Source organism: Pseudomonas sp. CGJS7 (assembly GCF_036961695.1).
This window is the reverse complement of sequence record NZ_JBAMDI010000153.1, coordinates 1-23,606: the sequence shown is the minus strand read 5'-3', so window position 1 is coordinate 23,606 and position 23,606 is coordinate 1. Positions and strand designations below refer to the sequence as shown.

Here is a 23,606-nt window from a genome sequence, read left to right as displayed (position 1 = left end):
GCTACCGTATTCGCGGGTAAACCCGCTCCTACACAGATTGGTGGTGGACACATGTCGGTGGTTGGACACAGACCGCTGTAGGAGCGGGTTCACCCGCGAAGAGGGCCACGCGTTACCAGCAGTTATACTCAGGCCATCAGTCTGCGGTATCTTTGCCACTGGCGGACCGAATCACCGCCGTCAATGGTTGAATTGAGTGAGTCATGAGCGAGCTGTTACTGATTGATGATGACCAGGAACTGTGCGAGCTGCTCGGCAGCTGGCTGACCCAGGAAGGGTTTTCCGTGCGTGCCTGCCACGATGGCCAGAGCGCACGCCAGGCCCTGGCTGAGCATGCCCCTGCTGCCGTGGTACTGGATGTGATGTTGCCCGACGGCAGCGGCCTGGAACTTCTCAAGCAGCTGCGCAGCGAGCATGCCGAGCTGCCGGTGCTGATGCTGTCAGCCCGCGGCGAGCCGCTGGACCGCATTCTCGGCCTGGAGCTGGGCGCCGACGACTACCTGGCCAAACCCTGCGACCCGCGTGAGCTCACTGCCCGACTGCGCGCGGTACTGCGCCGCAGCCACCCCACCGCCACGACCAGCCAGATGGAACTGGGTGACCTGGTCTACAGCCCTGCGCGGGGCGTGGCCAGCATCGATGGCCGCGAAATGACCCTGACCCTGTCCGAAAGCCGTATTCTTGAAGCGCTGCTGCGTCAGCCCGGCGAGCCGCTGGAAAAACAGGAACTGGCGCAGATCGGCCTGGGCCGCAAGCTGACCCTGTACGACCGCAGCCTGGACATGCATGTCAGCAACCTGCGCAAGAAGATCGGCCCCCACGCCGATGGCCGGCCACGCATAGTGGCGTTGCGTAGCCGTGGCTATTACTACTGCCTGTAAACACACCGGGGCCGCTGTGCGCCCCCCTTGCGCGGCACAAGGCCGTGGCTGCACCGACCCATCATCTTTACTTTGCCTTTACCATCCCCTGACTGCGCTTGACGGTGATCTCCCTAGACTGTGCTCATCCGGTAATCACCGGCCTATGAAAGGAGAGACACCATGCGCAAGACCCTTATCGCCCTGATGTTCGCTGCCGCTTTGCCGACCGTGGCCATGGCCATGCCTGACGGCGGCCCGCGCCACGACGGCCCGCATCATCGCGGTGATGCGCCTTTCCACCAACTGGACCTGAGCCGCGATCAGCGCCAGCAGATCGGCAAGCTGATGGGCGAGCAGATGCAGCAGCGCCGCGACATTACCGAGCGCTACCTGTCCAAACTGCCGGCAGCCGACCAGAAGGCCATGAAGGATGAGCTGCAAGCCAGCCGCGACAAGACCGACAGCGCAGTGCGCAAGTTGCTCACGCCTGACCAGCAGAAGAAGTTCGATGAACTGCAAAAAGAACGCGCCGCCAAGAAAGCCGAGTGGCAAGAGTTCCAGGCCTGGAAAGCTGAAAAAGGCGCCAAGGCCCAGTAAGCTGTCCGCCCCGTGCCCGGCCCGCATCACTGCGGGCCGGGCTTTTCCCGTTTAGGAGGTGCACTTGCGTTCACTGTTCTGGCGCATCCTGGCCAGCTTCTGGCTGGCCATCACCCTGGTCGCAGGCCTGTCGATCCTGCTGGGGCACATGCTCAACCAGGACGCCTGGATCCTCAGCCGTCACCCGGGCCTGAATACCCTGGCCAGCAAGTGGACCAAGCACTACGAGCAGGAAGGCCTGGAGGCGGCACAGCACTTTCTGGAACGACGCAAGGACCGCTACAAGATCGACGTGCAGGTGCTCGACGATAGCGGTGAAGCCGTGGTGCCCGGTACCTTCCCACGCCGTGCGGCAGCCTTCGAAGCGCGCCAGCACAATGACCAGCGGCGCTTGCCATGGCGCCGGCTGACCGAGGAATACACCAGCCCCGACACCGGCGAAACCTACTTGCTGATCTACCGCATCCCTCACCCGGCGCTGGATGCCTGGCACCGCGAGAGCCTGCTTTGGCCGCTCAGCGCACTGGGCATTGCCTTGGTCGTGCTGACCCTGTTCAGCCTGCTGGTGACGCTGTCCATTACCCGCCCGCTAAGCCGCCTGCGCAGTGCCGTACACGACCTGGGCCAGACCACCTATCAGCAGAACAGCCTGGCACGGCTGGCAGCGCGGCGCGACGAGTTTGGCGTGCTGGCCAAGGACTTCAACAAGATGGGCGCACGCCTGCAAAGCACCATTGGCAGCCAGCGCCAGCTGCTACGCGACGTGTCCCACGAACTGCGCTCGCCACTGGCCCGGCTGCGCATCGCCCTGGCCCTGGCCGAACGCGCCGAGCCTGAGCAGCGGCAAGCGCTGTGGCCGCGCCTGACCCGCGAATGCGACCGCCTGGAAGACCTGATCAGCGAAATCCTCGCCCTGGCCCGGGTGGATGCCGAACAAGCCCATGCCGAACCGGTCGACCTCAATGCACTACTCGGCAGCGTGCGCAAGGACGCCCTGCTGAGCGCGCCGGATCAGGACGTGCGCCTGGAGGCGCAGCCAGGTTTGAGCTTGCAGGGTTGGCCAACGCTGATCGAGCGTGCCGTTGACAACCTGCTGCGCAATGCCCTGCGCTTCAACCCGGCGGGCCAGCCGGTCGAGGTCAGCGCCGCGCGCGAGCAGGACCGCATCGTGATCAGCGTGCGTGACCATGGGCCTGGGGCGGCAGAGGAGCACCTGGCGCAACTGGGTGAGCCGTTCTTCCGCGCGCCGGGGCAGGAAGCACCGGGGCATGGCCTGGGGCTGGCGATTGCGCGCAAGGCAGCGGAGCGCCATGGCGGTAGCCTGGTGCTGGAGAATCATCCACAGGGTGGGTTTGTGGCCAGGCTGGAGTTGCCCTTGGCTGGAGCGGCAGGCAGTTGATGGGGTGCAAAGGCGCCAGGCCTCTTCGCGGGTAAACCCGCTCCTACAGGGGATGTGGAGCGGGTTCACCCGCGAAGAGGCCGGATGCCTTGATGCATGAATCAGCCCAAGGCCAGGTTACTCACCCCAGCTACTGACGAAATCAGCCGTTTCCAGCACCGGCGCCGTCCGCGGCTCGGTCAGCGGCGTGCCGACATACAGGTAGCCGATCAGTTCCTCGTTCTCGGCCAACCCCAACCCCTTGTGCACATGGGCATCGAAAGCCATGTCACCGGTACGCCACACCGCGCCGATCCCCTGCGCGTGCGCAGCAATCAGAATACCGTGCGCCGCACAGCCCGCCGCCAGGCGCTGCTCGGACTTGGGCACCTTGAAATGGTCCTGCAACCTGGCCACCACCACGATCAGCAACGGCGCCCGCAGCGGCATGGCACGGGCCTTGTCCAAGGCTGCCTGGCTGGCATCGCCCTTGTGCTGCACGGCTTCGGCGAACAGCTCACCCAGCTTCTCGCGGCCCTGGCCTTCGATGGTTAGAAAACGCCACGGCCGCAGCTGACCATGGTCCGGGGCGCGCAGGGCAGCCTGGAACAGCGCCTCGCGCTGGGCGGCATTGGGCGCCGGGTCAGTCAGGCGTGGCACGGAAACACGGTTGAGCAATGCGTCGAGAGCCTCCATCGGCTACCCTCCTGGCAGGTGAATGTGCGGCCATTCTAGCGTTTACATCACCAGACCCATAGGTAGAATGGCGCCCTTCCGTTTCGAGTCTGAGCAGATCACATGGCGTTGCCGACCTTAAGGATCATTGGTTTCATCATCGGCATCTTCCTGATTACCCTGGCCGTCGGCATGGCCGTGCCCATGGCGACCCTGGTGATCTTCGAGCGCACCGGCGACATGCCGTCGTTTCTCTGGTCGAGCCTGATCACCTTCATCGCCGGCCTGGCCCTGGTGGTGCAGGGGCGCCCGGAGCATGTACACCTGCGCCCGCGCGACATGTACCTGCTGACCGTCAGCAGCTGGCTGGTGGTGTGCGTGTTCGCCGCGCTACCGTTCCTGCTGACCCAGCACATCAGCTACACCGACGCCTTCTTCGAAAGCATGTCAGGCATCACCGCCACTGGCGCCACTGTGCTCAGCGGGCTCGATAACATGTCGCCGGGCATCCTCATGTGGCGCTCGATGCTGCACTGGCTCGGCGGTATCGGCTTCATCGCCATGGCGGTGGCGATCCTGCCGCTGCTGCGCATCGGTGGCATGCGCCTGTTCCAGACCGAATCGTCCGACCGCTCGGAAAAGGTCATGCCGCGTTCGCACATGGTCGCCAAGTCCATCGTGGGGGTTTACGTCGGTTTCTCGATACTCGGCGCGCTGGCCTTCTGGTGGGCGGGCATGAGCCCGTTCGATGCAATCAACCATGCCATGTCGGCTATCTCTACCGGCGGTTTCTCCACCTCCGACCAGTCATTGGCGAAATGGGATATCCCGGCCGTGCACTGGGTGGCGGTGGTGGTGATGATCATGGGCAGCCTGCCGTTCACCCTTTACGTAGCCACCCTGCGCGGCAACCGCAAGGCGCTGATCCGCGATCAGCAGGTGCAAGGCTTGCTGGGCATGCTGGTGGTCACCTGGCTGGTGCTGGGCACCTGGTACTGGTACAGCACCAACCTGCACTGGCTCGATGCCCTGCGCCATGTGGCGCTGAACGTGACCTCGGTGGTCACCACCACCGGTTTCTCCTTGGGTGACTACAGCCTGTGGGGCAACTTCTCGTTGATGCTGTTCTTCTACCTGGGCTTCGTTGGCGGCTGCTCCGGCTCGACCGCAGGCGGCATAAAGATTTTCCGCTTCCAGGTGGCCTACATCCTGTTGAAGGCCAGCCTCAACCAGCTGATTCACCCGCGCGCGGTGATCAAGCAGAAATACAACGGCCATCGCCTCGACGAAGACATCGTGCGCTCGATCCTGACGTTCTCGTTCTTCTTCGCGATTACCATCTGTGTCATGGCGCTGCTGTTGTCGCTGCTGGGCGTGGACTGGATGACCGCGCTGACCGGCGCCGCCGGCACGGTTTCGGGTGTAGGCCCGGGCCTGGGTGAAGTGATCGGCCCGGCGGGCAACTACGCGACGCTGCCTGACGCGGCCAAATGGATTCTGGCGGGCGGCATGCTGCTGGGTCGCCTGGAAATCATCACGGTGCTGGTGTTGTGCATGCCGGCGTTCTGGCGTCACTGAGCACTTCGCCTTCCGCGCCCAGGCGGGCGCGGTACTCGCTGGGCGTGGCATCGAACCAGCGGCGGAACGCCCGATAGAAGTTGCTGGGGTCGGCAAAGCCCAGCAGGTAGGCGGTTTCCAGCAAGGTCATGCCCGGCTGGGCCAGGTATTGTTCGGCCAGTTCGCGGCGCGTGTCGTCAAGCAAGGTCTGGAAGCTGGTGCCTTCCTCCTGCAGCCGCCGTTGCAAGGTGCGCTGCGACAGGTGCAGGGCCTGGGCCAGGGTTTCGCGCTTGGGCTCACCCTGCGGCAGGATGCGGCACAACACCTGGCGTACGCGGTGGCTGACCCGGCTTTCGGAGAAGCGTGCCAGGTACTCGCCGGCAAACCGGTCGTGCAGCACCGCCATGGCCTCGTTCGCGGTCGGCAGCGGCGCCTCCATGTCGGCCCGCTCGAACACCAGTGCATCATGTGGGGCGCCGAACACCAGCGGCGAATGGAACGCCACCTTGTAAGGCTCGACATTCTTCGGCTGCGGCCCCTGCACCAGGACCCGCCGCGGCTGGACCGGCCGGCCACTGAGCCATTTGCACAGCGCCAGCGCACAGGCCAGCGACGCTTCGGCGCTGTGCCGGGTTGGCGGCAGGTGGTCGCCGTGCACGGTCAGAATCAGCGAATAGCCCTCGGGGCCGAGGACGAAACTGAGGTCGGAGCTTTCGGCGATGATGCGCTGGTAGCGCACCAGGCGCTTGAAGCCCTCGGCCAGGGTGCGGCTGGACATCAACGCATAGCCCACCACATGGAAGGACGCCGGGCGAACCACCCGTGCCATGTTCAGGCCGATGGCCTCATTGCCCGACAGCTCCACCGCCAGCTGCCAGAGGCGGGTCATGGAGTCTTGCGGAAAACGTGCATCGGGGTCGTCGAGGGCGGCAAAGTCCAACCCCAATTGCTTGAACATGGCTCTGCAATCCAGCCCTTCCAGTTCAAGTGCCTTCACGATCCCTGATGCCCAACTGGCTGACGTTGTTCTTTCGCTCATGACAGGCTTCTTTTACCAACCGCTCCTGCGGTGAACCCCAAGGATACTCATTTGGCGCCTATTGTCACTGGTAGGCCCCGTCAGTCACTCTAGACTCGAATCAGGCTCCACGCCGTGTATCTTGTCCAGAAGTATTAATCCCGGAGCACTGCCATGAACAGCACAGCGCAGTTTCGCAGTTTTGCCGAGTTCTATCCGTACTATCTGGGGGAGCACAGCAACCCCACCTGCCGCCGCCTGCACTTCGTCGGCACCAGCCTGGTGATAGCGCTGCTGGCCTACACCATTGGCAGTGGCAAATGGTTGCTGCTGCTGGCCGTGCCGGTGTTCGGCTATGGCTTTGCCTGGGTCGGGCACTTCTTTTTCGAGAAGAATCGGCCAGCGACCTTTACCTATCCGCTGTACAGCCTGGCCGGGGATTTCGTGATGTTCCGGGATATCCTGCTGGGCAAGCTCAGGCTGTAAGCGTCCGAGGCCGCTTGGCGGCACTCTGCCCTCGGCCCCTAAGCCGGCTCGCGCAACGCCGCCACGGCCTGCGCTTCGGCCAGCCGATACAGTTCGACGCTGCCATCCCAATGCTCGATCAGGGCCGTGCACGACTCCACCCAGTCCCCGCAATTGAGGTAGTCCACCTCACCCACTTTGCGGATCTCGGCATGATGGATATGCCCGCACACCACTCCATGAAACCCACGACGGGTGCATTCATGGGCAATGGCATTCTCGAAGTCGCTGATGAAGTTCACCGCGCCTTTCACCTTGTGCTTGAGGTACGCCGACAGCGACCAGTAACCATAGCCATACCGCGCTCGCCAGTGGTTGAGCCAGCGGTTGAGCACCAAGGTGAATTCGTAGGCGCGATCACCCAGAAACGCCAGCCAGCGGTGGTAACGGGTAATCACATCGAACTGATCGCCATGGACCACCAGCAGTCGGCGGCCATCGGCTGTCAGGTGCTCGGCCTCGTCTACCAGCTGAATGTTGCCCAGAATCAACTTTGAGTAGCGGCGCAGGAATTCGTCATGGTTGCCGGTGACGTAGATCACCTCGGTACCGCGCTTGCTCATGGTCAGCAGCCGGCGAATCACGTTGGTGTGGGCTTGCGGCCAGTAGATCCCGCCGCGCAGCTTCCAGCCATCGATGATATCGCCAACCAGGTAGACGCGATCAGCCTGGTAGCCCTTGAGAAATTGCGACAGGTGTTCGGCCTGGCAGTCGCGGGTACCCAGGTGCACGTCGGAGATCCACAGGGTACGCACACGTTGCTTGCGCGAGGGGCGGGACAGTTCGGCATGGGTCATGGGTAGGCTCCGGCGCAGTTTGCTGGAGACTGGCAGGCGCACATGACAGCGCCATGGCAAAACGGTGACGAGTGATGGCGTGCAGGGATTGAGGCACAATGGGCGCCTGCCCTGCGAGGAAGCCCCCATGACCGCCGGCCCGATCCTCTCGTTGCGCCATTACCGCGACAGCCTGATCGCCCATAGCCACGAACACCCGCAACTGGTGTTCGGCCTGCGCGGCCGCCTGGAGTTCGAGGTCCAGGGGCATGGCGCCGGCATCGATCGCCAGGGGCTGATCGTGGTCCCGGCGGGTGCTCATCACACGTGCGCCAGCGATGCCGGCAGTGATTGCCTGGTGCTTGATGTGCCAGGGGAGCCTTGGCTGCGCGAGCACCTGGGCGAGCATGCCGATGCCAGCCGCCGCCTGCTCGACCGCCCCGCCGCCGTAAGCCTGGATGAGCGCCAGCAGCAACTGGTGGACTGGCTGGCGACCAGCCCCGTGCACGACCCACTGATTGCCCGTCAGGGCGCGGCACTGCTGCTGGCCAGCCTCAACGCCACGGCGGCAGCCAGCGTGCACCCCAGCCAGCGCCTGCCTACAGCGCCTTCGATGCGCATATCGAACAGCATGCTGCCTACCCGCTGCAGGTTGCCGACCTTGCACGCATCGCCGGGTTGTCCATTGCCCGGCTGCATGCGCGATTTACTACGGAGTGCGGGATGACTCCGATGGACTACATTCGCCAGCGGCGGTTGCTCAAGGCACGGCGGCTAATCGTGCAGACCGTGCTGCCGATGGGCGAAATTGCGGCGCAGGTGGGGTATAGCTCGCAAAGTGCCTTTTCAGCGGCGATGCTGCGGGCGTTCGGGTGTACACCTTTGGCTTTGCGGCGAGAGTCTGGCGATAACTGACAGCAGTCTTGCGACAGAATGTGTTTGCCTGAGGCTTTAGACTTTGCCTTTACCGGCCCTTTCGCGGGTAAACCCGCTCCTACAGGATGCCCCCGCCTGAAGGTTGTGCAAAAACCTGTAGGAGCGGGTTTACCCGCGAAAGGCCCGGCACACCTGTAGGAGCGGGTTCACCCGCGAAAGGGCCAGCACACCTGTAGGAGCGGGTTCACCCGCGAAAGGGCCGGCACTGCCTGTAGAGATCTCCATCAAGGACCCACCATGAACCACCGCACCGCCCTCGGCGCCCTGCACATTGGCGCGCTGTTCTTCGGCCTTACCGGCGTCTTCGGCAAACTGGCCACCAGCGCCAGCCCGGCGATCATCGTCTTCGGTCGCGCCACCTTCGCCGTACTCGCCCTGGCCCTGTTCGCCAGCCTGGCCGGTCCGGGCTGGCAACGCCTGAGCAGCCAGGATGCGCGCCGCCTGCTGCTCGGCGGTGTGCTGCTGGCCGGCCACTGGGTCAGTTTCTTCATCGCCGTCAAAGTGGGCGGGGTAGCCATCGCCACCCTCGGCTTCGCCAGCTTCCCGGCCTTTACGGTGATCCTCGAAAGCCTGCTGTTCCGCGAGCGTATCCACCGTAACGAAGCCGTCTTGGTCGTGCTGGTCAGCATCGGCCTGATACTGGTCACACCAGCATTCGACCTGGCCAGCGAAGCCACCGGCGGCCTGCTCTGGGCATTGCTCTCGGGCCTGCTGTTCTCGCTGCTGTCACTGACCAACCGGGCCGGCTCCGGCCGTTTGCCTGCGGTACAGGCCGCTCTGTGGCAAAACCTGGTGGTGGGCCTGTGCCTGCTGCCGTTCGCAGCGCCCGGCCTGGCCGACGTTGCGACCCTGGACTGGCTGTGGATCGCCCTGCTCGGCATTTTCTGCACGGGGGTGGCGCACAGCCTGTTCGTCGCCAGCCTGGCAGTGATCAAGGCGCGCACCGCTGCGGTCGTGTTCGGTATGGAGCCGGTCTACGGCATTGCCGTGGCCTGGGCAGTGTTCGCCGAAACACCTACCGTGCGCATGCTGCTGGGCGGCGCGCTGATCATCTTCGCCATCGTGCTGTCCAGCCGCCTGGCTGCCGAGCAGCCGCCCAGGCAGCGGCCACTGACCGAGGGCGCCTGATCAGCGGTCGTTGTGACCAAGGTCACGCTGCGGGTCGACCAGGTCGCGCACCCGCTGCTTCAGTGCCTTCGCCTCGGGGAAACCGCCGTCGGCCTTGCGCTCCCAGATCTGCACGCCATTGCAGGTGATGCGGAAGACACCCCCGGTGCCCGGCTCCAGCGCAACCCGGCCTAGGTCGTCGGCAAAGGTGCTGAGCAGTTCCTGAGCCAGCCAGGCCGCACGCAGCAGCCACTGGCACTGGGTGCAATAGGTGATGACGATTTCCGGCTTGTTGTCAGCCATGGTGAAACATCTCCAGGTAAGGGGCCGCTTATACTAGCGGTCTTTAGCCCACGGTTTGAGAGTCACGATGCGCCGTCTGCTGTTCTGTTTTCTGCTCGCACTCACCTCGCTTACGGCAATCGCTGCGGAACCCGCCAGGCCCAAGGTCGGCCTGGTGTTGTCTGGCGGTGCTGCCCGTGGCCTGGCCCACATCGGCGTGCTCAAAGCACTGGAGGAACAGGGTGTGCGCATCGACGCCATCGCCGGCACCAGCATGGGCGCGGTGGTCGGCGGCCTGTACGCCTCGGGCTACAGTGTCGAAGAGCTGGAAAAACTCGCGACCACCCTTGACTGGCAACAGGCGCTCTCCGATGCCCCGCCGCGCAAGGATGTGCCGTTCCGGCGCAAGCAGGATGACCGTGACTTCCTGGTCAAGCAGAAGCTCAGCTTTCGCGACGACGGCAGCATGGGCCTGCCGCTGGGTGTGATTCAGGGCCAGAACTTGTCACTGCTACTGGAAAGCAAACTGGCGCATACCGCCGACACCCGCGACTTCGATAAGCTGCCCATCCCCTTCCGCGCCGTGGCCACCGACATCGCCAGTGGCGAAAAAGTCGTATTCCGCCGTGGTCACCTGCCCCAGGTAATCCGCGCCAGCATGTCGATCCCCGCCGTGTTCGCCCCGGTCGAACTGGACGGCCGTCTGCTGGTGGACGGCGGCATGGTCGACAACATTCCGGTGGATGTGGCCCGCGAAATGGGCGTGGACCTGGCCATCGTGGTCGACATCGGCACCCCGCTGCGCGATCGCAAGCAATTACTGACGGTGGTCGACGTGCTGAATCAGTCGATCACTTTGATGACCCGGCGCAACTCCGAAGAACAACTGGCCAGCCTGCACCGCGACGACATCCTCATCCAGCCATCGCTGACCGCCTTCGGCGTGACAGATTTCGGCCGTGCACGCGACATGATCGACGCCGGTTACCGCGCCACTCGCCTGCTTGACCCGCGCCTGGCCGCCCTGCGCCAGCTCGAGGGCGACGCCAGCCTGGCCATTGCCCGCTCGCCGCGCCAGCGCACGCCGGTAATCACCGCAATCCGGATCGAAAACGACTCCAAGGTCAGCGATGATGTGATCCGCTCGTACATCCGCCAGCCGATCGACGCACCGCTGGAACTGGACCGCCTGCAGACCGACATGGGTACGCTGTATGGCCTGGACTACTTCGACAGGGTGCAGTACCGCGTGGTGCACAAGGGCAACGACCACACCTTGGTGATCAACGCCCGCGGCCGACGCGGCGGCACCGACTACCTGCGCCTGGGCCTGAACCTGTCCGATGACCTGCGCGGTGACAGCGCTTTCAACCTGGGCGCCAGCTACCGGGTCAACGGCATCAACAGCCTTGGCGCCGAATGGCTGACCCGCGGCCAGATCGGTGACCAGCAAGCGCTGTACAGTGAGTTCTACCAACCCCTGGATGTGGGCTCACGCTACTTCATCGCGCCCTACCTGGACATGGGCTCGCAGAACATCGAAGCCACCCTGGACAACGACCCCGTCGCCGAGTATCGCCTGGAGCGCTACGGTTTTGGCCTGAACGTAGGCCGGCAGATCGGCAACAGCGGTGAAGTGCGCCTGGGCGTGGGCAAAGCCTGGGGCGAGGCCGAGGTGCGCATCGGCGACCAGGACCTGCCCAAAGTCAGTTTCAACGAAGGTTTCTACGAGCTGAAGTACTCGTTCGACACCCTCGATAACGTGTACTTCCCGCACCATGGCGAGGACATCGGCCTGACCTTGCGCAAATACGACAAGTCGCTGGACTCCGACCAGGATTACCGGCAGTGGCTGTTCACCCTGGACAAGGCCATCAGCAGCGGGCCGAACACGTTCGTGCTGGGTGGGAGCTACGGGCGCACGCTGGACGATACCGAAGTGGTGACGTCGAGCTTCGTGATGGGCGGGGCGCGACAGCTGTCAGGCTTCCGCGAAGACTCGGTATCGGGGCAGAACGCGAGCCTGCTGCGCATGGTCTATTACCGCCGGCTGACGCCGCGGGCCTATGTGCCGCTGGACTTCCCGCTGTACATCGGCGGCTCGCTGGAGCGTGGGCGGGCGTGGAACAACGACAACGAATTCGACAGTGGGTACATCAATGCGGCGAGCATCTTCCTGGGGCTGGATACGCCTCTAGGGCCGCTGAACTTCAGCTACGGCGCCAACAGTGCGCATGAGCAAGCGGTGTACCTGAACCTTGGGCACACCTTCTGAGGCTTGCACTGCACCTGCATCGATGGGGGAGCTCAGGACTTTTCGAGGTTGGCCAGGATCTTGGCATGCACGCGCATACAGACCTGCAATTCCGCCTCGTCCACGCCGGTAAACAGCTCTACCCGCAGCTGGTTGGCGATGGTCTCGATCTGATCGATCAACGGCTTGGCCGGCGGGCACAGCACAATCTTCTTCGCCCGCCGATCCTCCAGCACCGCCTGCCGGCGCACCAGCCCTTGCGCTTCCAGGCTGTCGAGCAGACGCGCCAGGGTCGGGCCTTCGACGCCTACGCTCTGGGCCAGCTCACGCTGTGTCGGGGCTTCTTCGAAGCGGGCCAGGTGCAGCAACACCAGCCAGCGCGCCTGGGACAGGTTGAGCCCGGCCAGGCGGCGGTCCAGCTCGGCACGCCAACCTCGGGACATCTGAGCCAGTTGCATGCCAAAGCGGTGTTGGTTGTCGTTCAGGGGCATAAGGAACTCATTGGAGTAGATCTAATTATTAGGCAGCTAACCATGCCCTGCCCCACGAGGCAAGGCTCGGCCATGGTTACGCGTTCGATAATCGTCAAAAAGCATGACAAAGGTCAGCAGATGGCGCTTCTGCCTTCGATCCTGCATGCCTTTACAACTCGAATTCCGCCGCCAGCGCTGCGCGCACGCAATAGAGTACGCCCTCTGGCACCCGCGCCCCGAACTGCGGGGCAATGGCCGACACCGGTGGCAGTTCCCCCTCGCCATCAAGAAAGGCGTCCTGCACCTCCATCATCAGGTCTTCCGGCAGGTCGATGGCCTGGTCCAGACTCAGTTCCTGGCGGCCCAACGCCTCGGCCAGCAGGCTATACACGTTCTTCTCGCTGCAATTGAGCTGCCCGGCGATCTGCGCCGGGGTCATGCCGGCACGGGCCAGGCTGACCAGTTCGTGGCGCAGGTCGAGCACCACTTTCGGTGCCTCGTCGGTACCACCGCTGTTGTTCAGCACTTCGAGGAACGCCTGGCCGTAGCGCTCCAGCTTGCGCGCCCCCACACCACTGACCTGGGCCATGTCGCTGAGGCTGACCGGCTGGCTGCGCAGCATCTCCAGCAGTGTCGAGTCGGGGAAGATGACGTAGGGCGGCACACTGTGTTCTTCGGCCAGCTTGCGGCGCAGGGTACGCAGCGCTTCCCACAGATCGCGCTCTTCGGCACGCACCAGCTGGCTGGCAGGGCTGCCGCCGCTGGACGACGAGGTTTTGGCCGTGGTCTGCGGTTTGAGATCACGGCGCAGTTGCAAGGTCACCTCGCCGCGCAGCAGCGGCCGGCAGCTGTCGGACAGCCGCAGGCCGCCGTAGCCTTCGAGGTCGATATCGACCAGCCCGCGCGCCACCAGTTGACGGAACAGCGAGCGCCACTCGACCTCGGCCAGACCTTTGCCAACGCCAAATACCGACAGCTTCTCATGGCCGAAATTGCGCACCTTCTCGGTGTCCTTGCCCAACAGCACATCGACCAGGTGGCCAACACCATAGCGCTGACCGGTGCGGAACACCGCCGACAGCGCCTGGCGGGCCGGCTCGGTAGCGTCCCAGGTCTGGATGTTGTCGACACAGTTGTCGCAGTGCCCGCACGGTTGTTCGAGGATCTCGTCGAAGTAGGCCAGCAGCGACTGGCGGCGGCAGCGGGTTTCTTCGCACAGCGCCAGCATGGCATCCAGCTTGTGCTGCTCTATGCGCTTGTGGCGCTCGTCGCCTTCGGAATTCTGCAGCATCTGCTTGAGCATCACCATGTCCTGCAGCCCGTAGGCCATCCAGGCATCGGAGGGCAGGCCGTCACGGCCGGCCCGGCCAGTTTCCTGGTAGTAAGCCTCAAGCGATTTGGGCAGGTCGAGGTGGGCAACGAAGCGTACGTTGGGCTTGTCGATACCCATGCCGAAAGCAATGGTAGCGACCATGATCAGCCCTTCCTCGTTCAGGAAGCGATGCTGGTTGGCCGCCCGCGTCTCGGCGGCCAAGCCAGCGTGATACGGCAGCGCGGGGAACCCCTGACTACAGAGGAAGGCGGCGGTTTCGTCGACCTTCTTGCGCGACAGGCAGTAGACGATGCCAGCGTTGCCACGGCGCTCGCCGAGAAAGGCCATCAACTGCTTGCGCGGTGCCTCCTTGGGCACGATGCGGTAGAAGATGTTGGGCCGGTCGAAACTCGACAGGAAGCGCTCGGCGCCTTGCAGGTGCAGGCGCTGAACGATCTCCTCGCGGGTTCGCATGTCGGCCGTGGCGGTAAGCGCAATGCGCGGCACATGCGGAAACAGTTCGGCCAGCTGGCCCAGTTGCAGGTACTCGGGGCGGAAATCGTGCCCCCATTGCGAAACGCAGTGGGCCTCGTCAATGGCGAACAGCGAGATGTCCAGATCGCGCAGGAAGTCGAGCATGCGCGGCTGCACCAGGCGTTCCGGCGCCAGGTACAGCATCTTGACCTCACCACGGCGCAGGCGCCCGGCCAGTTCACGCTGCTGCTCCGCCGTCAGGGTAGAGTTCAGGGCGGCCGCAGACACACCCAGCTCGTCAAGGGTGGCGACCTGGTCGTCCATCAGCGCGATCAGTGGCGATACCACCACCGTCAGGCCCGGGCGCAGCAGCCCCGGCACCTGGAAACACAGCGATTTGCCGCCACCGGTGGGCATCAGTACCAAGGCATCGCCGCCATTGGCCACGCATTCGATGATCGCTGCCTGGCGCCCACGGAAACTGTCGTAGCCGAAGATGTCCTTGAGAACGCGCTGAGCCTGTTCGAGCATGTGCAACTCCAAATCGCCGTACCATCCTGGATAAAGGCTGGACGAAAAACCCGCCCCGCACACGCCAAATGCGTAAGCGGTTTTTGCCAGGCAGCCGTTGAAACCTGCCCCTGGATGAAAAATCGCGGAGTATACCGCAGCACCGTGCTGCACATGCACCGCGGCGATAGACGTTCCCTTTGCCCCGCTGCCGCTGCAAGGTGCTAGAATTCGGTATCGTTTATTCCCCAAGGTAGCCCTGTAATGTCCTTCGCCGAGCAACTGACCCGCCTGCAAGCCTTCCTCGACGCCGACGAGCTGCACGAAGAAGCGCTGGACTATGTCGCCGCACACGGCTACCTCACCGCTCTTTCGATCAACGCCGAGGACGTGCCCGAGCGCGAATGGATCGACGCCCTGTTCGCCGAGGAGCCGCACTACGCCAGCGAAGCACAGCGCACCGAGATCGAGGCCACCCTGGTGGCGCTCAAGGCGCACATTGCCCGCCAGCTGGCCAGCGACGAAGAATTCGACCTGCCCTGCGACCTCGACCTGACCGATGAGCCGGACGATTCCGACCTGCGCGGCTGGTGCATCGGCTTCATGGAAGGCGTGTTCCTGCGGGAAGAGGCGTGGTTCGAAAACGCCGAGGAAGAAGTCAGCGAAATGCTGCTGCCGATCATGGTGGGTTCGGGCTTGTTCGACGAACAACCAGAGTTCGCCGACATCGCCAGCAACGCCAACCTGCAGGATGACATGATCGTGCAAATCCCCGAGGCACTGAGCGCACTGTTCCTGCTGCTGCACGCCCCTGACGAAAAACCGGCGCTGCTCAAGCCACGCCACCACTGAGCAAGCTGTGCGCTACCTGCTGCTGGCCACTGGCTGGCTCAGCGTCGCGCTGGGGGTGCTGGGGATATTCCTGCCGGTATTGCCCACCACCCCATTCCTGCTTTTGGCGGCGGCCTGCTTTGCCCGCAGCTCGCCGCGCTTCCATCACTGGCTGGTCCATCATCCCAAGCTGGGGCCATGGATCCGTGACTACCTCAGTGGTGAAGGCATCCCCCTCAAGGGCAAGGTCTACGCCATCGGCCTGATGTGGGCCAGCATTGGCCTGTCGTGCTATCTGGTGCCGCTGTTCTGGGCGCGCACCTTCATGTTGACCAGTGCCGCATTGGTCACCCTGTACATCCTCAGCCTGAAAACCCTGCACAAGCCAAAGTGACAATATTTTGTCGCCAAATATCGCTTTCGCCTAATCAATGCCCTCTTTATCCGAATTAGTTCTGGAACTGCGCATAGCCCTTGTATCCATTGGTTTTCAAGGCATTTCCTGCGTTCATTCCGTGCCCTTGAATGCATACTTATTAGACAACAAAGATATTATATGGCAATTTGATATGAATAAATCTTCTTATCTATCGCGTTGAATGTACTTAGCTGTGTTGTTAAAAACCTGCAACACTATACGCGATAAGTTTATCGTCATTTTTTTGGCGAACAGCAGGATCAATTCCAGGATCAGGGAGATGTACCATGCGCGTTTTGAACCCCATCACCAGTGCTTTACTGTTGGCCCTGGCGAGTGCCAACGTACAGGCGATGTCGATTACCGAGGCTGTCCAAAGCGCCGTGGACTACCACCCACAAGTCAGCTCCAACCGTAACAGCAAGCTGTCGGCCGATGAAGACGTGAAGTTCGCGCGTGGTGGCTACTACCCTTCCGTGGACCTGGTTGCCGGTTATGGCCGACAGCGCTCGGACAACGCCACTACCCGCGCCGAGGGAAACCACAACAAGGAAACCCTCAACTACACCCAGTCCGAACTGCGCCTGCGGCAGATGATCTTCGACGGCTTCAACACCTCGAATGAAGTAGGCCGCACCGAGGCGGTCTCTACCTCCCGCGCCTATTACACCCAGGCCGTTGCCCAGGATGTCGCCCTGCGCGCAGTCGAGGTCTACCTGGAAGTGCTCAAACGCCGTGAACTGGTGACCCTGGCCAAGAACAACCTGCAAGCTCACCTGCGCGTCAACGATCAGATTGGCCTGCGCAACGAGCGCGGTGTCGGCAGCACCGCCGACCTCGACCAGTCCCGCGCCCGTCGCGCCCTGGCGGAAAACAACCTGGACACTGCCGAAGTCGACCTGGCCGATGCCGAGGCCAACTTCTTCAGTGTGATCGGCCGTGCCCCGGACGAGCTGGAAAGCCCGCAGAGCATCAAGGGCGAGGTGCCAGGCACCCTCGAAGAAGCCCGCGATGGCATGCGTCAGAACAACCCGTACATCAAGTCTGCCCAGGCTGACGTCAACGCCGCCGAGAAGCAGTACGAAGTGGGCAAGTCGACCTTCTACCCACGCTTCGACGCCATTCTGGCAACCGGTGCCAACAACAACACCGGCGGCGAGAAAGGCCACAACAACAACGACTGGCAAGCTGGCGTGGAGATGAACTACAACCTGTTCCGCGGTGGCAGCGACAAGGCTCGCCTGCAGTCCGACGCGCACAAGATCAACCAGGCACTGGACATTCGCAACAACGCCCTGCGTGAGTTGACCGAGAACCTGAGCCTGGCGTGGAACGCCATGAACAACGCCAGCAAGCAGCTGCCGACCGCGCGTGAATACGCCGAAACCACCAAGCGTGTGCGTGCGGCCTACCAGGACCAGTTCGGCCTGGGCCAGCGCACCCTGCTGGACGTACTCGACAGTGAGAACGAGCTGTACAACGCCGACCGCCGCTACACCGAGGTGCGTTACACCGAAGAGTTCTCGCGCTACCGCGTACTGGCGACCATGGGTGAATTGCTGAGCAAACAGCATATTTCGCTGCCGCCAGAGGCGCTGGCGACCACCGAAGTCCGCACCGAGGCGCGTCTGCCTGAGATGCGTTGAGCGGGTTTTAGGTAGCGGGGCCGCTTTGTGCTGCGAATGGGCTGCAAAGCAGCCCCCAACCCTCACTCGCGGCCATGATTACGCTGAAAGGTCTCTACGCCCATGGCCCTGATCTGCCCCTCGATCAACGCCTCGAACGGCGCCAGCAGTGCATCGAAGCAGGCCGGTTGCTCCAGCGTGTTCAATGCCCCGACCACCGCCTCGATCGTCGACAACGCACCCGCCTCCGGCGCTTTGCGCAACCGATAGCGTGAAGCGGCCGCCTGGGCCAGCGTCACCCGTGGCAGCCCCCCCAGCAACGGGTTCAGGTACAGCAGCTTGCGCGCCTTGCGCCAGGTGCCGTCGGGCACGATCAGCAGCAAAGGTTTGTCGCCCGCCTCGCCATAGGCTGTCAGCACCTGGGCGTCATCACCCGGGAACAACAGCACTGGGTGGTATCCGGGGGTGGCGAGCAGGTCAGGCAGGTCATCGAACACCTCTCCAATCCGCAGCTCCGCATTGTTCAGGCCAAGGGCAGCCAGGCGCGCCGTGTTCAGGGCATGGGCAGTTTCACTGGGGTGCTGCAGCAGGATCACACGGGTGCGGCTGTCGAGCGCGGGGATCAGCGGGCATAGGCAATGGTCGAGCGGGCGCTGGCAGCGCTCGCAGCGGGGTCTGGGCATGGCGGTCTCCTTGGCGGGGACAGTTTGCCACATAACCGGGGCCCGCTTTGCGGGCTCCGCGATTTCAACGGTTGAACCTTTCCGCCAGGCTATGCAGGTACTCCGCCATGCGCTCGAGGTCCTGGCTGATTTCCGCGCCTTGCCTGGCTTGCCCGGCACTCTGGTCGCACAGTTGGGCAATCCTCACGATCTGCTGGTTGATGTCTTCAGCCACATGGCTCTGCTGCTCCGATGCCGTGGCCATCTGCTGGCTCATGCCGGTGATGCGGCTGACCGCCACGGCAATCCCGCTCAGCGCCGCCTGCACCGCCTCGACACTGTGCACACTGTCCCGGGAAATCTGCTCGCCCCGGCTGGCAGTGCTCACCGCTCGCTCCGCCCCGGCCCTCAGCGAGGCAATGATATGGTGGATCTCTTCGGTCGACGCGCGGGTACGCTGCGCCAATGACCGCACCTCATCAGCCACCACGGCGAACCCCCGCCCTTGCTCACCGGCGCGCGCCGCTTCAATGGCGGCGTTAAGCGCCAGCAGGTTGGTCTGTTCGGCAATCGAAGTGATCACGTCGACCACACTACCAATCGACTGGGTCTGCTCAGCCAAGGCGTTGACTGCCTGACCAATGTCATTGACCGCATCGCTCATGCTGCCCATGTCTTTCAGGCTCTTCAGGGCCAGCTCGCTGCCCTGCTGCGCCAGTTGGTCGGCATCACTTGCCGCGTGTGCCGTACTTTGCACGTTGTGGGTGACCTGCTGGATGGTCGCCGCCATCTGCGCGATGGCCGTGGCGGACTGGTCAGTCTCGCTGCGCTGCCGGTCGAGCATCTGCGCCTGGGCATCGGACAGGTCGGAAGATTGCGCCGCCCGCGACTTTACCCCGACCCCGGCATCCACCAGGCGGGTCAGGGCCGTTTGCAGGCGGGCTTCTTCGCTGATGATGGCCAGGTCGAGCTGGCCCTTCAGGCCTGGGTTGTCGCTGTAGGTCAGCGCCACCAACGGACTGGTAAAGGCCTTGGGATGCTCGGCCAACGTGCGGCGAATGGCCTGGTTCTGCCGGTGCTCGACCCAGTACCAAGCCAGCAGCAGACTTGCCATCAGCACCGCGAGCGCCGCATAGGGGGGCAGCCAAAGGTAACCTGCCGCCGACAGCAGGCCGGCGCCGATCAGTGGCCAGCCATGGCCCAGGCCATGCCCCAGACGGGCAGCCCAGGGCACCGGGCTGCGGCCATCGCGCAAGCGCGCATACAGCGCCTCGGCCCGGCGGATCTGCTCACGCGTGGGCACCGAGCGCACCGACTCGTAGCCACTGATCCGGCCCTGTTCGTATATCGCCGTGACGTAGGCGCTTACCCAGTAGTAATCGCCGTTCTTCGCCCGGTTCTTGACGATGCCCATCCAGGGTTTGCCCTGCTTGATGGTTTCCCACATATGGCCAAACACCGCCGGCGGCATGTCCGGGTGGCGCACCAGGTTGTGCGGTTGACCGATCAGTTCGTCGTAGGTAAAGCCGCTGATCGCCACAAAGGCGTCGTTGCAGTAGGTGATGCGGCTGTCGAGGTCAGTCGTGGAAATAAGGCGTTGATCACCGGGGAAGGTTCTTTCGTGCTCAGTGACGGGCAAATTCATGCGCATCTTGGGCGATCCTTGCAGGATGAAATGAGGGGAAATCATCAGCGCAAGTTGATATGTAGCAGAGCGCTATCAGGTTAGCGGCCAGCGTTTAGCGGAATTTAACCCGCTCCCGACGGAATGCATGAATGCGTCGCATCTCAGCCCACGTTGAGCTGGCTTTTCAACAGGTCACGGAAGGTCTGGATCAACGGTTCGCGGCTGCGCCCGCGGCGAATGATCAGCGAGAACGGGGCCTGGTAACCAAAGGTCGACGGCGACAGCACGCGCAAGTCACCCTTGTCGACCCAGGCCTGGGCGTAGTGTTCAGGCAAGTAGCCGATATAGGCCCCGGAAAGGATCAGGATCAGCTGCGCCTCCATGCTTTCAACCGTCGCCGCACTGTGCTTGAAGCCATGCCGGGCCAGTTCGGCCTGGCTCCAATAACCACGGCCGACCATGCGCTGCTGGGTCACCACCTGCTCGGGAATGCGCCGCTCGGCATACAACGGGTGGCGGCTGCTGCAGTACAGCCAGTGCTGTTCGCGATACAACGGCTGGTAGAGCAGGCCGCTCATCCGCGAAGAAAACGCGCCGATGGCCAGGTCCAGCCGGTTGTCCTGCACACCCAGTTGCAGCTCGTAGGGGCTGGACACCGACAGGTGCAGGTGCACCGCCGGGTGCTCCTGGCTGTAGGCACCGATGGCTTCGGCCAGCGGCAAGGCGCGATCACCGACGGTGGAGTCGATCACCCCAAGGTTGAGGGTGCCACGCAGTTCGCCCTTCAGGGCGGCGGCATACTGCTCGAAACCGTCCAGCTCGGCCAGCAGGCGCAGGGTTTCCTGATGGAACAGCTCGCCCTTGCTGGTCAGGCTGAAGCCCCCCCGACCCCGGTGGCACAACACGATACCCAAGGCGCCCTCCAGCTGGCTCATGTAGGTACTGATGGCGGAGGTCGACAGGTTCAGCTCGCGCTGGGCGTTGGCAAAGCCCTGGTGGCGCACCACGCTGATGAAGATGCGCAGCAGTTTCAGGTCGGGCAAGGTCGAGGCCATGGTGCAACGGTTCCACAAGGGTATATGCGCGCAGTCTAACTGCTCTACCCGCCTTTAGTTCAGAAATTCCTGAACTAAGTATTTGTCGGTAGCGATTCTTCCCCGGCGCTCGCTTGAGCAGACTTGGCCGAAATGTCCCTGCCCGCCGGCAAACCACACGTGAATGGCGCGCGGCGGCACAGGTTCGAACAAACACAACAATCGACCGACTGATGAGGCCCACCGTGGACAAGACTCTCCACCAACCACTGGGCGGCAACGAAATGCCGCGTTTCGGCGGCATCGCCACCATGCTCCGCCTCCCCCACCTGCAAAGCGCGAAAGGTCTGGATGCGGCCTTCATCGGCGTCCCGCTGGATATCGGTACCTCGCTACGTTCCGGCACCCGCTTCGGCCCACGGCAGATCCGCGCCGAATCGGTGATGATCCGCCCGTACAACATGGCGACCGGTGCCGCCCCGTTCGACTCGCTGTCGGTCGCCGATATCGGCGATGTGGCAATCAACACCTTCAACCTGCTGGACGCCGTGCGCATCATCGAAGAAGCGTATGACGAAATCGTCGAGCACAACGTCATTCCCATGACCCTGGGGGGCGATCACACCATCACCCTGCCGATCCTGCGTGCACTGCACAAGAAACACGGCAAGATCGGCCTGGTGCACATCGATGCCCACGCCGACGTCAACGACCACATGTTCGGCGAGAAGATCGCCCACGGCACCACCTTCCGCCGCGCCGTGGAAGAAGGCCTGCTCGACTGTGAGCGCGTGGTGCAGATCGGCCTGCGCGCCCAGGGCTACACCGCCGATGACTTCAACTGGAGCCGTCGCCAGGGCTTCCGCGTGGTCCAGGCCGAAGAGTGCTGGCACAAGTCACTGGAGCCACTGATGGCCGAAGTGCGGGAAAAGGTCGGCGGTGGCCCGGTTTACCTGTCTTTCGACATCGATGGCATCGACCCGGCCTGGGCCCCCGGTACCGGAACCCCGGAAATCGGCGGCTTGACCACCATCCAGGCAATGGAGATCATTCGCGGCTGCCACGGCCTGGACCTGATCGGCTGTGACCTTGTCGAAGTCTCCCCGCCTTACGACACCACCGGCAACACCTCGCTGCTCGGTGCCAACCTGCTGTTCGAGATGCTCTGCGTGCTACCTGGCGTGGTGCGTCGCTAATACCGCTCTACCCCGGCAGGAGCCATGAGGGAGGGCCACTGAGGCCCGCCAACACAAGAAAAGACCGCCGGGCGCCGTGCAAGCGCCCGCGCGGTCGATCTCGCCATAATAAAGATAATCGGGAGACCCCCAATGGCCTTGGACATCATTGTTGTAATGATCTACACCGCTGGCATGCTAGGGCTTGGCTGGTATGGCATGCGCCGCGCGAAAACCCATGAAGACTACCTGGTAGCCGGGCGCAACCTCGGCCCGGTGCTGTACATGGGCACCATGGCCACCACCGTACTCGGTGGCGCTTCCACCGTCGGCACCGTGCGCCTGGGCTACGTCCACGGCATTTCCGGCTTCTGGCTGTGCGCAGCCCTTGGCCTGGGCATCATCGCCATCAACCTGTTCCTCGCCAAACCGCTGCTGCGCCTGCGCATCTTCACCGTGACCCAGGTACTGGAGCAACGCTACAACCCCACCGCACGCCAGGCCAGCGCCGTCATCATGCTGGCTTATGCACTGATGATCGGGGTCACCTCGACCCTGGCCATGGCCACCGTCCTGCAGGTGCTGCTGGACCTGCCGTTCTGGGCTTCTCTGATGCTCGGCGGCGGCGTGGTAGTGCTGTACTCGACCATCGGCGGCATGTGGTCGCTGACCCTGACCGATATTGTCCAGTTCGTGATCAAGACCGTCGGCCTGATGTTCATCCTGCTGCCAGTGTGCCTGTACAAGGCCGGTGGCTGGGATACCCTGGTGGCCAAATTGCCAGCGGCCAGCTTCCAGCTGACTACCATTGGCTGGGACACCATCATCACTTACTTCCTGATCTACTTCTTCGGCATCCTCATCGGCCAGGACATCTGGCAGCGGGTGTTCACCGCCCGTGACGAAAAGGTCTGTCAGCGTGCCGGTACCGCCGCTGGTGTGTATTGCGTGCTGTATGGCCTGGCCTGCGCTGCGATCGGCATGGCTGCGCATGTGCTGATGCCCGACCTGGCCAACCCGAACAACGCCTTTGCCGAGATGATCAAGACCACCCTGCCCGATGGCATCCGTGGCCTGCTGATGGCTGCGGCCCTGGCGGCCATGATGTCCACCGCCAGCGCCGGTCTGCTGGCTGCCTCGACCACCGTAACCGAAGACCTGCTGCCCAAGCTGCGTGGCGGCAAGCAGTCGAGCCTGGGTACCAGCCGCCTGTTCACCCTGCTCACCGGCCTGGTGGTGCTGGGCATCGCGCTGGTGGTGAATGATGTGATCAACGCCCTGACCCTGGCTTATAACCTGCTGGTCGGCGGCATGCTGATCCCGCTGATCGGGGCGATCTTCTGGAAGCGTGCGACCACTGCAGGCGCGATTGCCAGCATGTCGCTGGGCTTTGCCACCGCCCTGCTGTTCATGTTCCTGGACGGGCTGGAGGCCAATACGCCGATCTACTACAGCCTGGCAGTAGGGCTGGTGAGCTTTGTGGGCGTGAGCCTGGTG

The 23,606-nt window shown here is 63.4% G+C and carries 21 protein-coding genes and 1 pseudogene; 13 read left to right on the top strand and 9 right to left on the bottom strand.

What is annotated here, in order from left to right:
- Positions 1-203 precede the first annotated feature (203 nt).
- The 3 genes from V7787_RS46275 (at position 204) to V7787_RS46265 (ending at position 2,859) form a co-directional block, all read left to right on the top strand.
- Positions 204-881, top strand: coding sequence for a response regulator transcription factor (locus tag V7787_RS46275; protein ID WP_064492117.1), 678 nt, complete (start codon positions 204-206; stop codon positions 879-881).
- Between the two features lie 162 nt (positions 882-1,043).
- Entirely contained in the window at positions 1,044-1,460 is a 417-nt protein-coding gene (locus tag V7787_RS46270; protein ID WP_014590086.1) for a Spy/CpxP family protein refolding chaperone, read from the top strand.
- A 58-nt stretch (positions 1,461-1,518) separates the two neighbouring features.
- Positions 1,519-2,859: a sensor histidine kinase gene (locus V7787_RS46265; protein ID WP_064492116.1), complete on the top strand. Its 1,341-nt coding sequence runs from the start codon at positions 1,519-1,521 to the stop codon at positions 2,857-2,859.
- Positions 2,860-2,976: 117 nt separating this feature from the next.
- On the opposite strand, the gene V7787_RS46260 is transcribed toward V7787_RS46265, so the two are convergent.
- Positions 2,977-3,534 carry an NAD(P)H nitroreductase gene (locus V7787_RS46260; protein WP_010955191.1) on the bottom strand — a complete coding sequence of 186 codons (558 nt, stop codon included), beginning with the start codon at positions 3,532-3,534 and terminating at the stop codon, positions 2,977-2,979.
- 102 nt (positions 3,535-3,636) lie between these two features.
- On the opposite strand from V7787_RS46260, the gene V7787_RS46255 reads away from it, so the two are divergent.
- Positions 3,637-5,091 carry a TrkH family potassium uptake protein gene (locus V7787_RS46255; protein WP_064492115.1) on the top strand — a complete coding sequence of 485 codons (1,455 nt, stop codon included), beginning with the start codon at positions 3,637-3,639 and terminating at the stop codon, positions 5,089-5,091.
- Here the strand turns inward: V7787_RS46255 and V7787_RS46250 are convergent.
- On the bottom strand, positions 5,048-6,109 hold the full coding sequence (locus V7787_RS46250) for an AraC family transcriptional regulator (RefSeq protein ID WP_064492114.1): 1,062 nt from the start codon (positions 6,107-6,109) through the stop codon (positions 5,048-5,050). The genes V7787_RS46255 and V7787_RS46250 overlap by 44 nt on opposite strands.
- A 153-nt stretch (positions 6,110-6,262) precedes the next feature.
- On the opposite strand from V7787_RS46250, the gene V7787_RS46245 reads away from it, so the two are divergent.
- Entirely contained in the window at positions 6,263-6,574 is a 312-nt protein-coding gene (locus tag V7787_RS46245) for a DUF962 domain-containing protein (protein WP_003254563.1), read from the top strand.
- 38 nt (positions 6,575-6,612) lie between these two features.
- On the opposite strand, the gene V7787_RS46240 is transcribed toward V7787_RS46245, so the two are convergent.
- Positions 6,613-7,410, bottom strand: a complete 798-nt coding sequence (locus V7787_RS46240) for a UDP-2,3-diacylglucosamine diphosphatase (protein WP_021783434.1) — start codon at positions 7,408-7,410, stop codon at positions 6,613-6,615.
- 127 nt (positions 7,411-7,537) lie between these two features.
- Here V7787_RS46240 and V7787_RS46235 point away from each other — a divergent pair.
- Both V7787_RS46235 and V7787_RS46230 read left to right on the top strand, forming a co-directional pair.
- A pseudogene (locus V7787_RS46235) lies at positions 7,538-8,304 on the top strand (AraC family transcriptional regulator).
- 258 nt (positions 8,305-8,562) lie between these two features.
- Entirely contained in the window at positions 8,563-9,453 is an 891-nt protein-coding gene (locus V7787_RS46230) for a DMT family transporter (protein ID WP_064492112.1), read from the top strand.
- Here V7787_RS46230 and V7787_RS46225 read toward each other — a convergent pair whose 3' ends face one another.
- A complete protein-coding gene (locus V7787_RS46225; RefSeq protein WP_003254571.1) occupies positions 9,454-9,735 on the bottom strand; it encodes a SelT/SelW/SelH family protein in 282 nt (93 codons plus the stop codon).
- 67 nt (positions 9,736-9,802) lie between these two features.
- On the opposite strand from V7787_RS46225, the gene V7787_RS46220 reads away from it, so the two are divergent.
- Positions 9,803-11,989, top strand: a complete 2,187-nt coding sequence (locus tag V7787_RS46220) for a patatin-like phospholipase family protein (RefSeq protein ID WP_064492111.1) — start codon at positions 9,803-9,805, stop codon at positions 11,987-11,989.
- Between the two features lie 32 nt (positions 11,990-12,021).
- On the opposite strand, the gene V7787_RS46215 is transcribed toward V7787_RS46220, so the two are convergent.
- Entirely contained in the window at positions 12,022-12,459 is a 438-nt protein-coding gene (locus V7787_RS46215; RefSeq protein WP_020191241.1) for a MarR family transcriptional regulator, read from the bottom strand.
- Between the two features lie 151 nt (positions 12,460-12,610).
- On the bottom strand, positions 12,611-14,758 hold the full coding sequence (gene recQ / locus V7787_RS46210; protein WP_010955199.1) for a DNA helicase RecQ: 2,148 nt from the start codon (positions 14,756-14,758) through the stop codon (positions 12,611-12,613).
- A 243-nt stretch (positions 14,759-15,001) separates the two neighbouring features.
- Here recQ and V7787_RS46205 point away from each other — a divergent pair, with 243 nt between their 5' ends.
- From V7787_RS46205 to V7787_RS46195, 3 genes are all read left to right on the top strand, one after another.
- On the top strand, positions 15,002-15,589 hold the full coding sequence (locus tag V7787_RS46205; RefSeq protein WP_010955200.1) for a YecA/YgfB family protein: 588 nt from the start codon (positions 15,002-15,004) through the stop codon (positions 15,587-15,589).
- A 7-nt stretch (positions 15,590-15,596) separates the two neighbouring features.
- Entirely contained in the window at positions 15,597-15,962 is a 366-nt protein-coding gene (locus tag V7787_RS46200; protein WP_010955201.1) for a YbaN family protein, read from the top strand.
- Positions 15,963-16,273: 311 nt separating this feature from the next.
- Entirely contained in the window at positions 16,274-17,632 is a 1,359-nt protein-coding gene (locus V7787_RS46195) for a TolC family outer membrane protein (protein ID WP_010955202.1), read from the top strand.
- A 62-nt stretch (positions 17,633-17,694) separates the two neighbouring features.
- Here the strand turns inward: V7787_RS46195 and V7787_RS46190 are convergent, their stop codons facing one another.
- From V7787_RS46190 to V7787_RS46180, 3 genes are all read right to left on the bottom strand, one after another.
- Positions 17,695-18,294: a tRNA-uridine aminocarboxypropyltransferase gene (locus V7787_RS46190; protein ID WP_198748059.1), complete on the bottom strand. Its 600-nt coding sequence runs from the start codon at positions 18,292-18,294 to the stop codon at positions 17,695-17,697.
- A 64-nt stretch (positions 18,295-18,358) separates the two neighbouring features.
- A complete protein-coding gene (locus tag V7787_RS46185; RefSeq protein WP_104886537.1) occupies positions 18,359-19,924 on the bottom strand; it encodes a methyl-accepting chemotaxis protein in 1,566 nt (521 codons plus the stop codon).
- Between the two features lie 137 nt (positions 19,925-20,061).
- The gene (locus V7787_RS46180) at positions 20,062-20,955 is read right to left on the bottom strand and encodes a LysR family transcriptional regulator (protein ID WP_003254585.1); all 894 of its coding nucleotides are present in this window, start codon (positions 20,953-20,955) and stop codon (positions 20,062-20,064) included.
- Between the two features lie 224 nt (positions 20,956-21,179).
- Between V7787_RS46180 and speB the strand changes: the two genes are divergently transcribed.
- Positions 21,180-22,130, top strand: a complete 951-nt coding sequence (gene speB, locus V7787_RS46175) for an agmatinase (protein WP_029615437.1) — start codon at positions 21,180-21,182, stop codon at positions 22,128-22,130.
- Between the two features lie 132 nt (positions 22,131-22,262).
- A partial coding sequence (locus V7787_RS46170) for a sodium:solute symporter (protein ID WP_336094453.1) occupies positions 22,263-23,606 on the top strand: 1,344 nt, incomplete at its 3' end.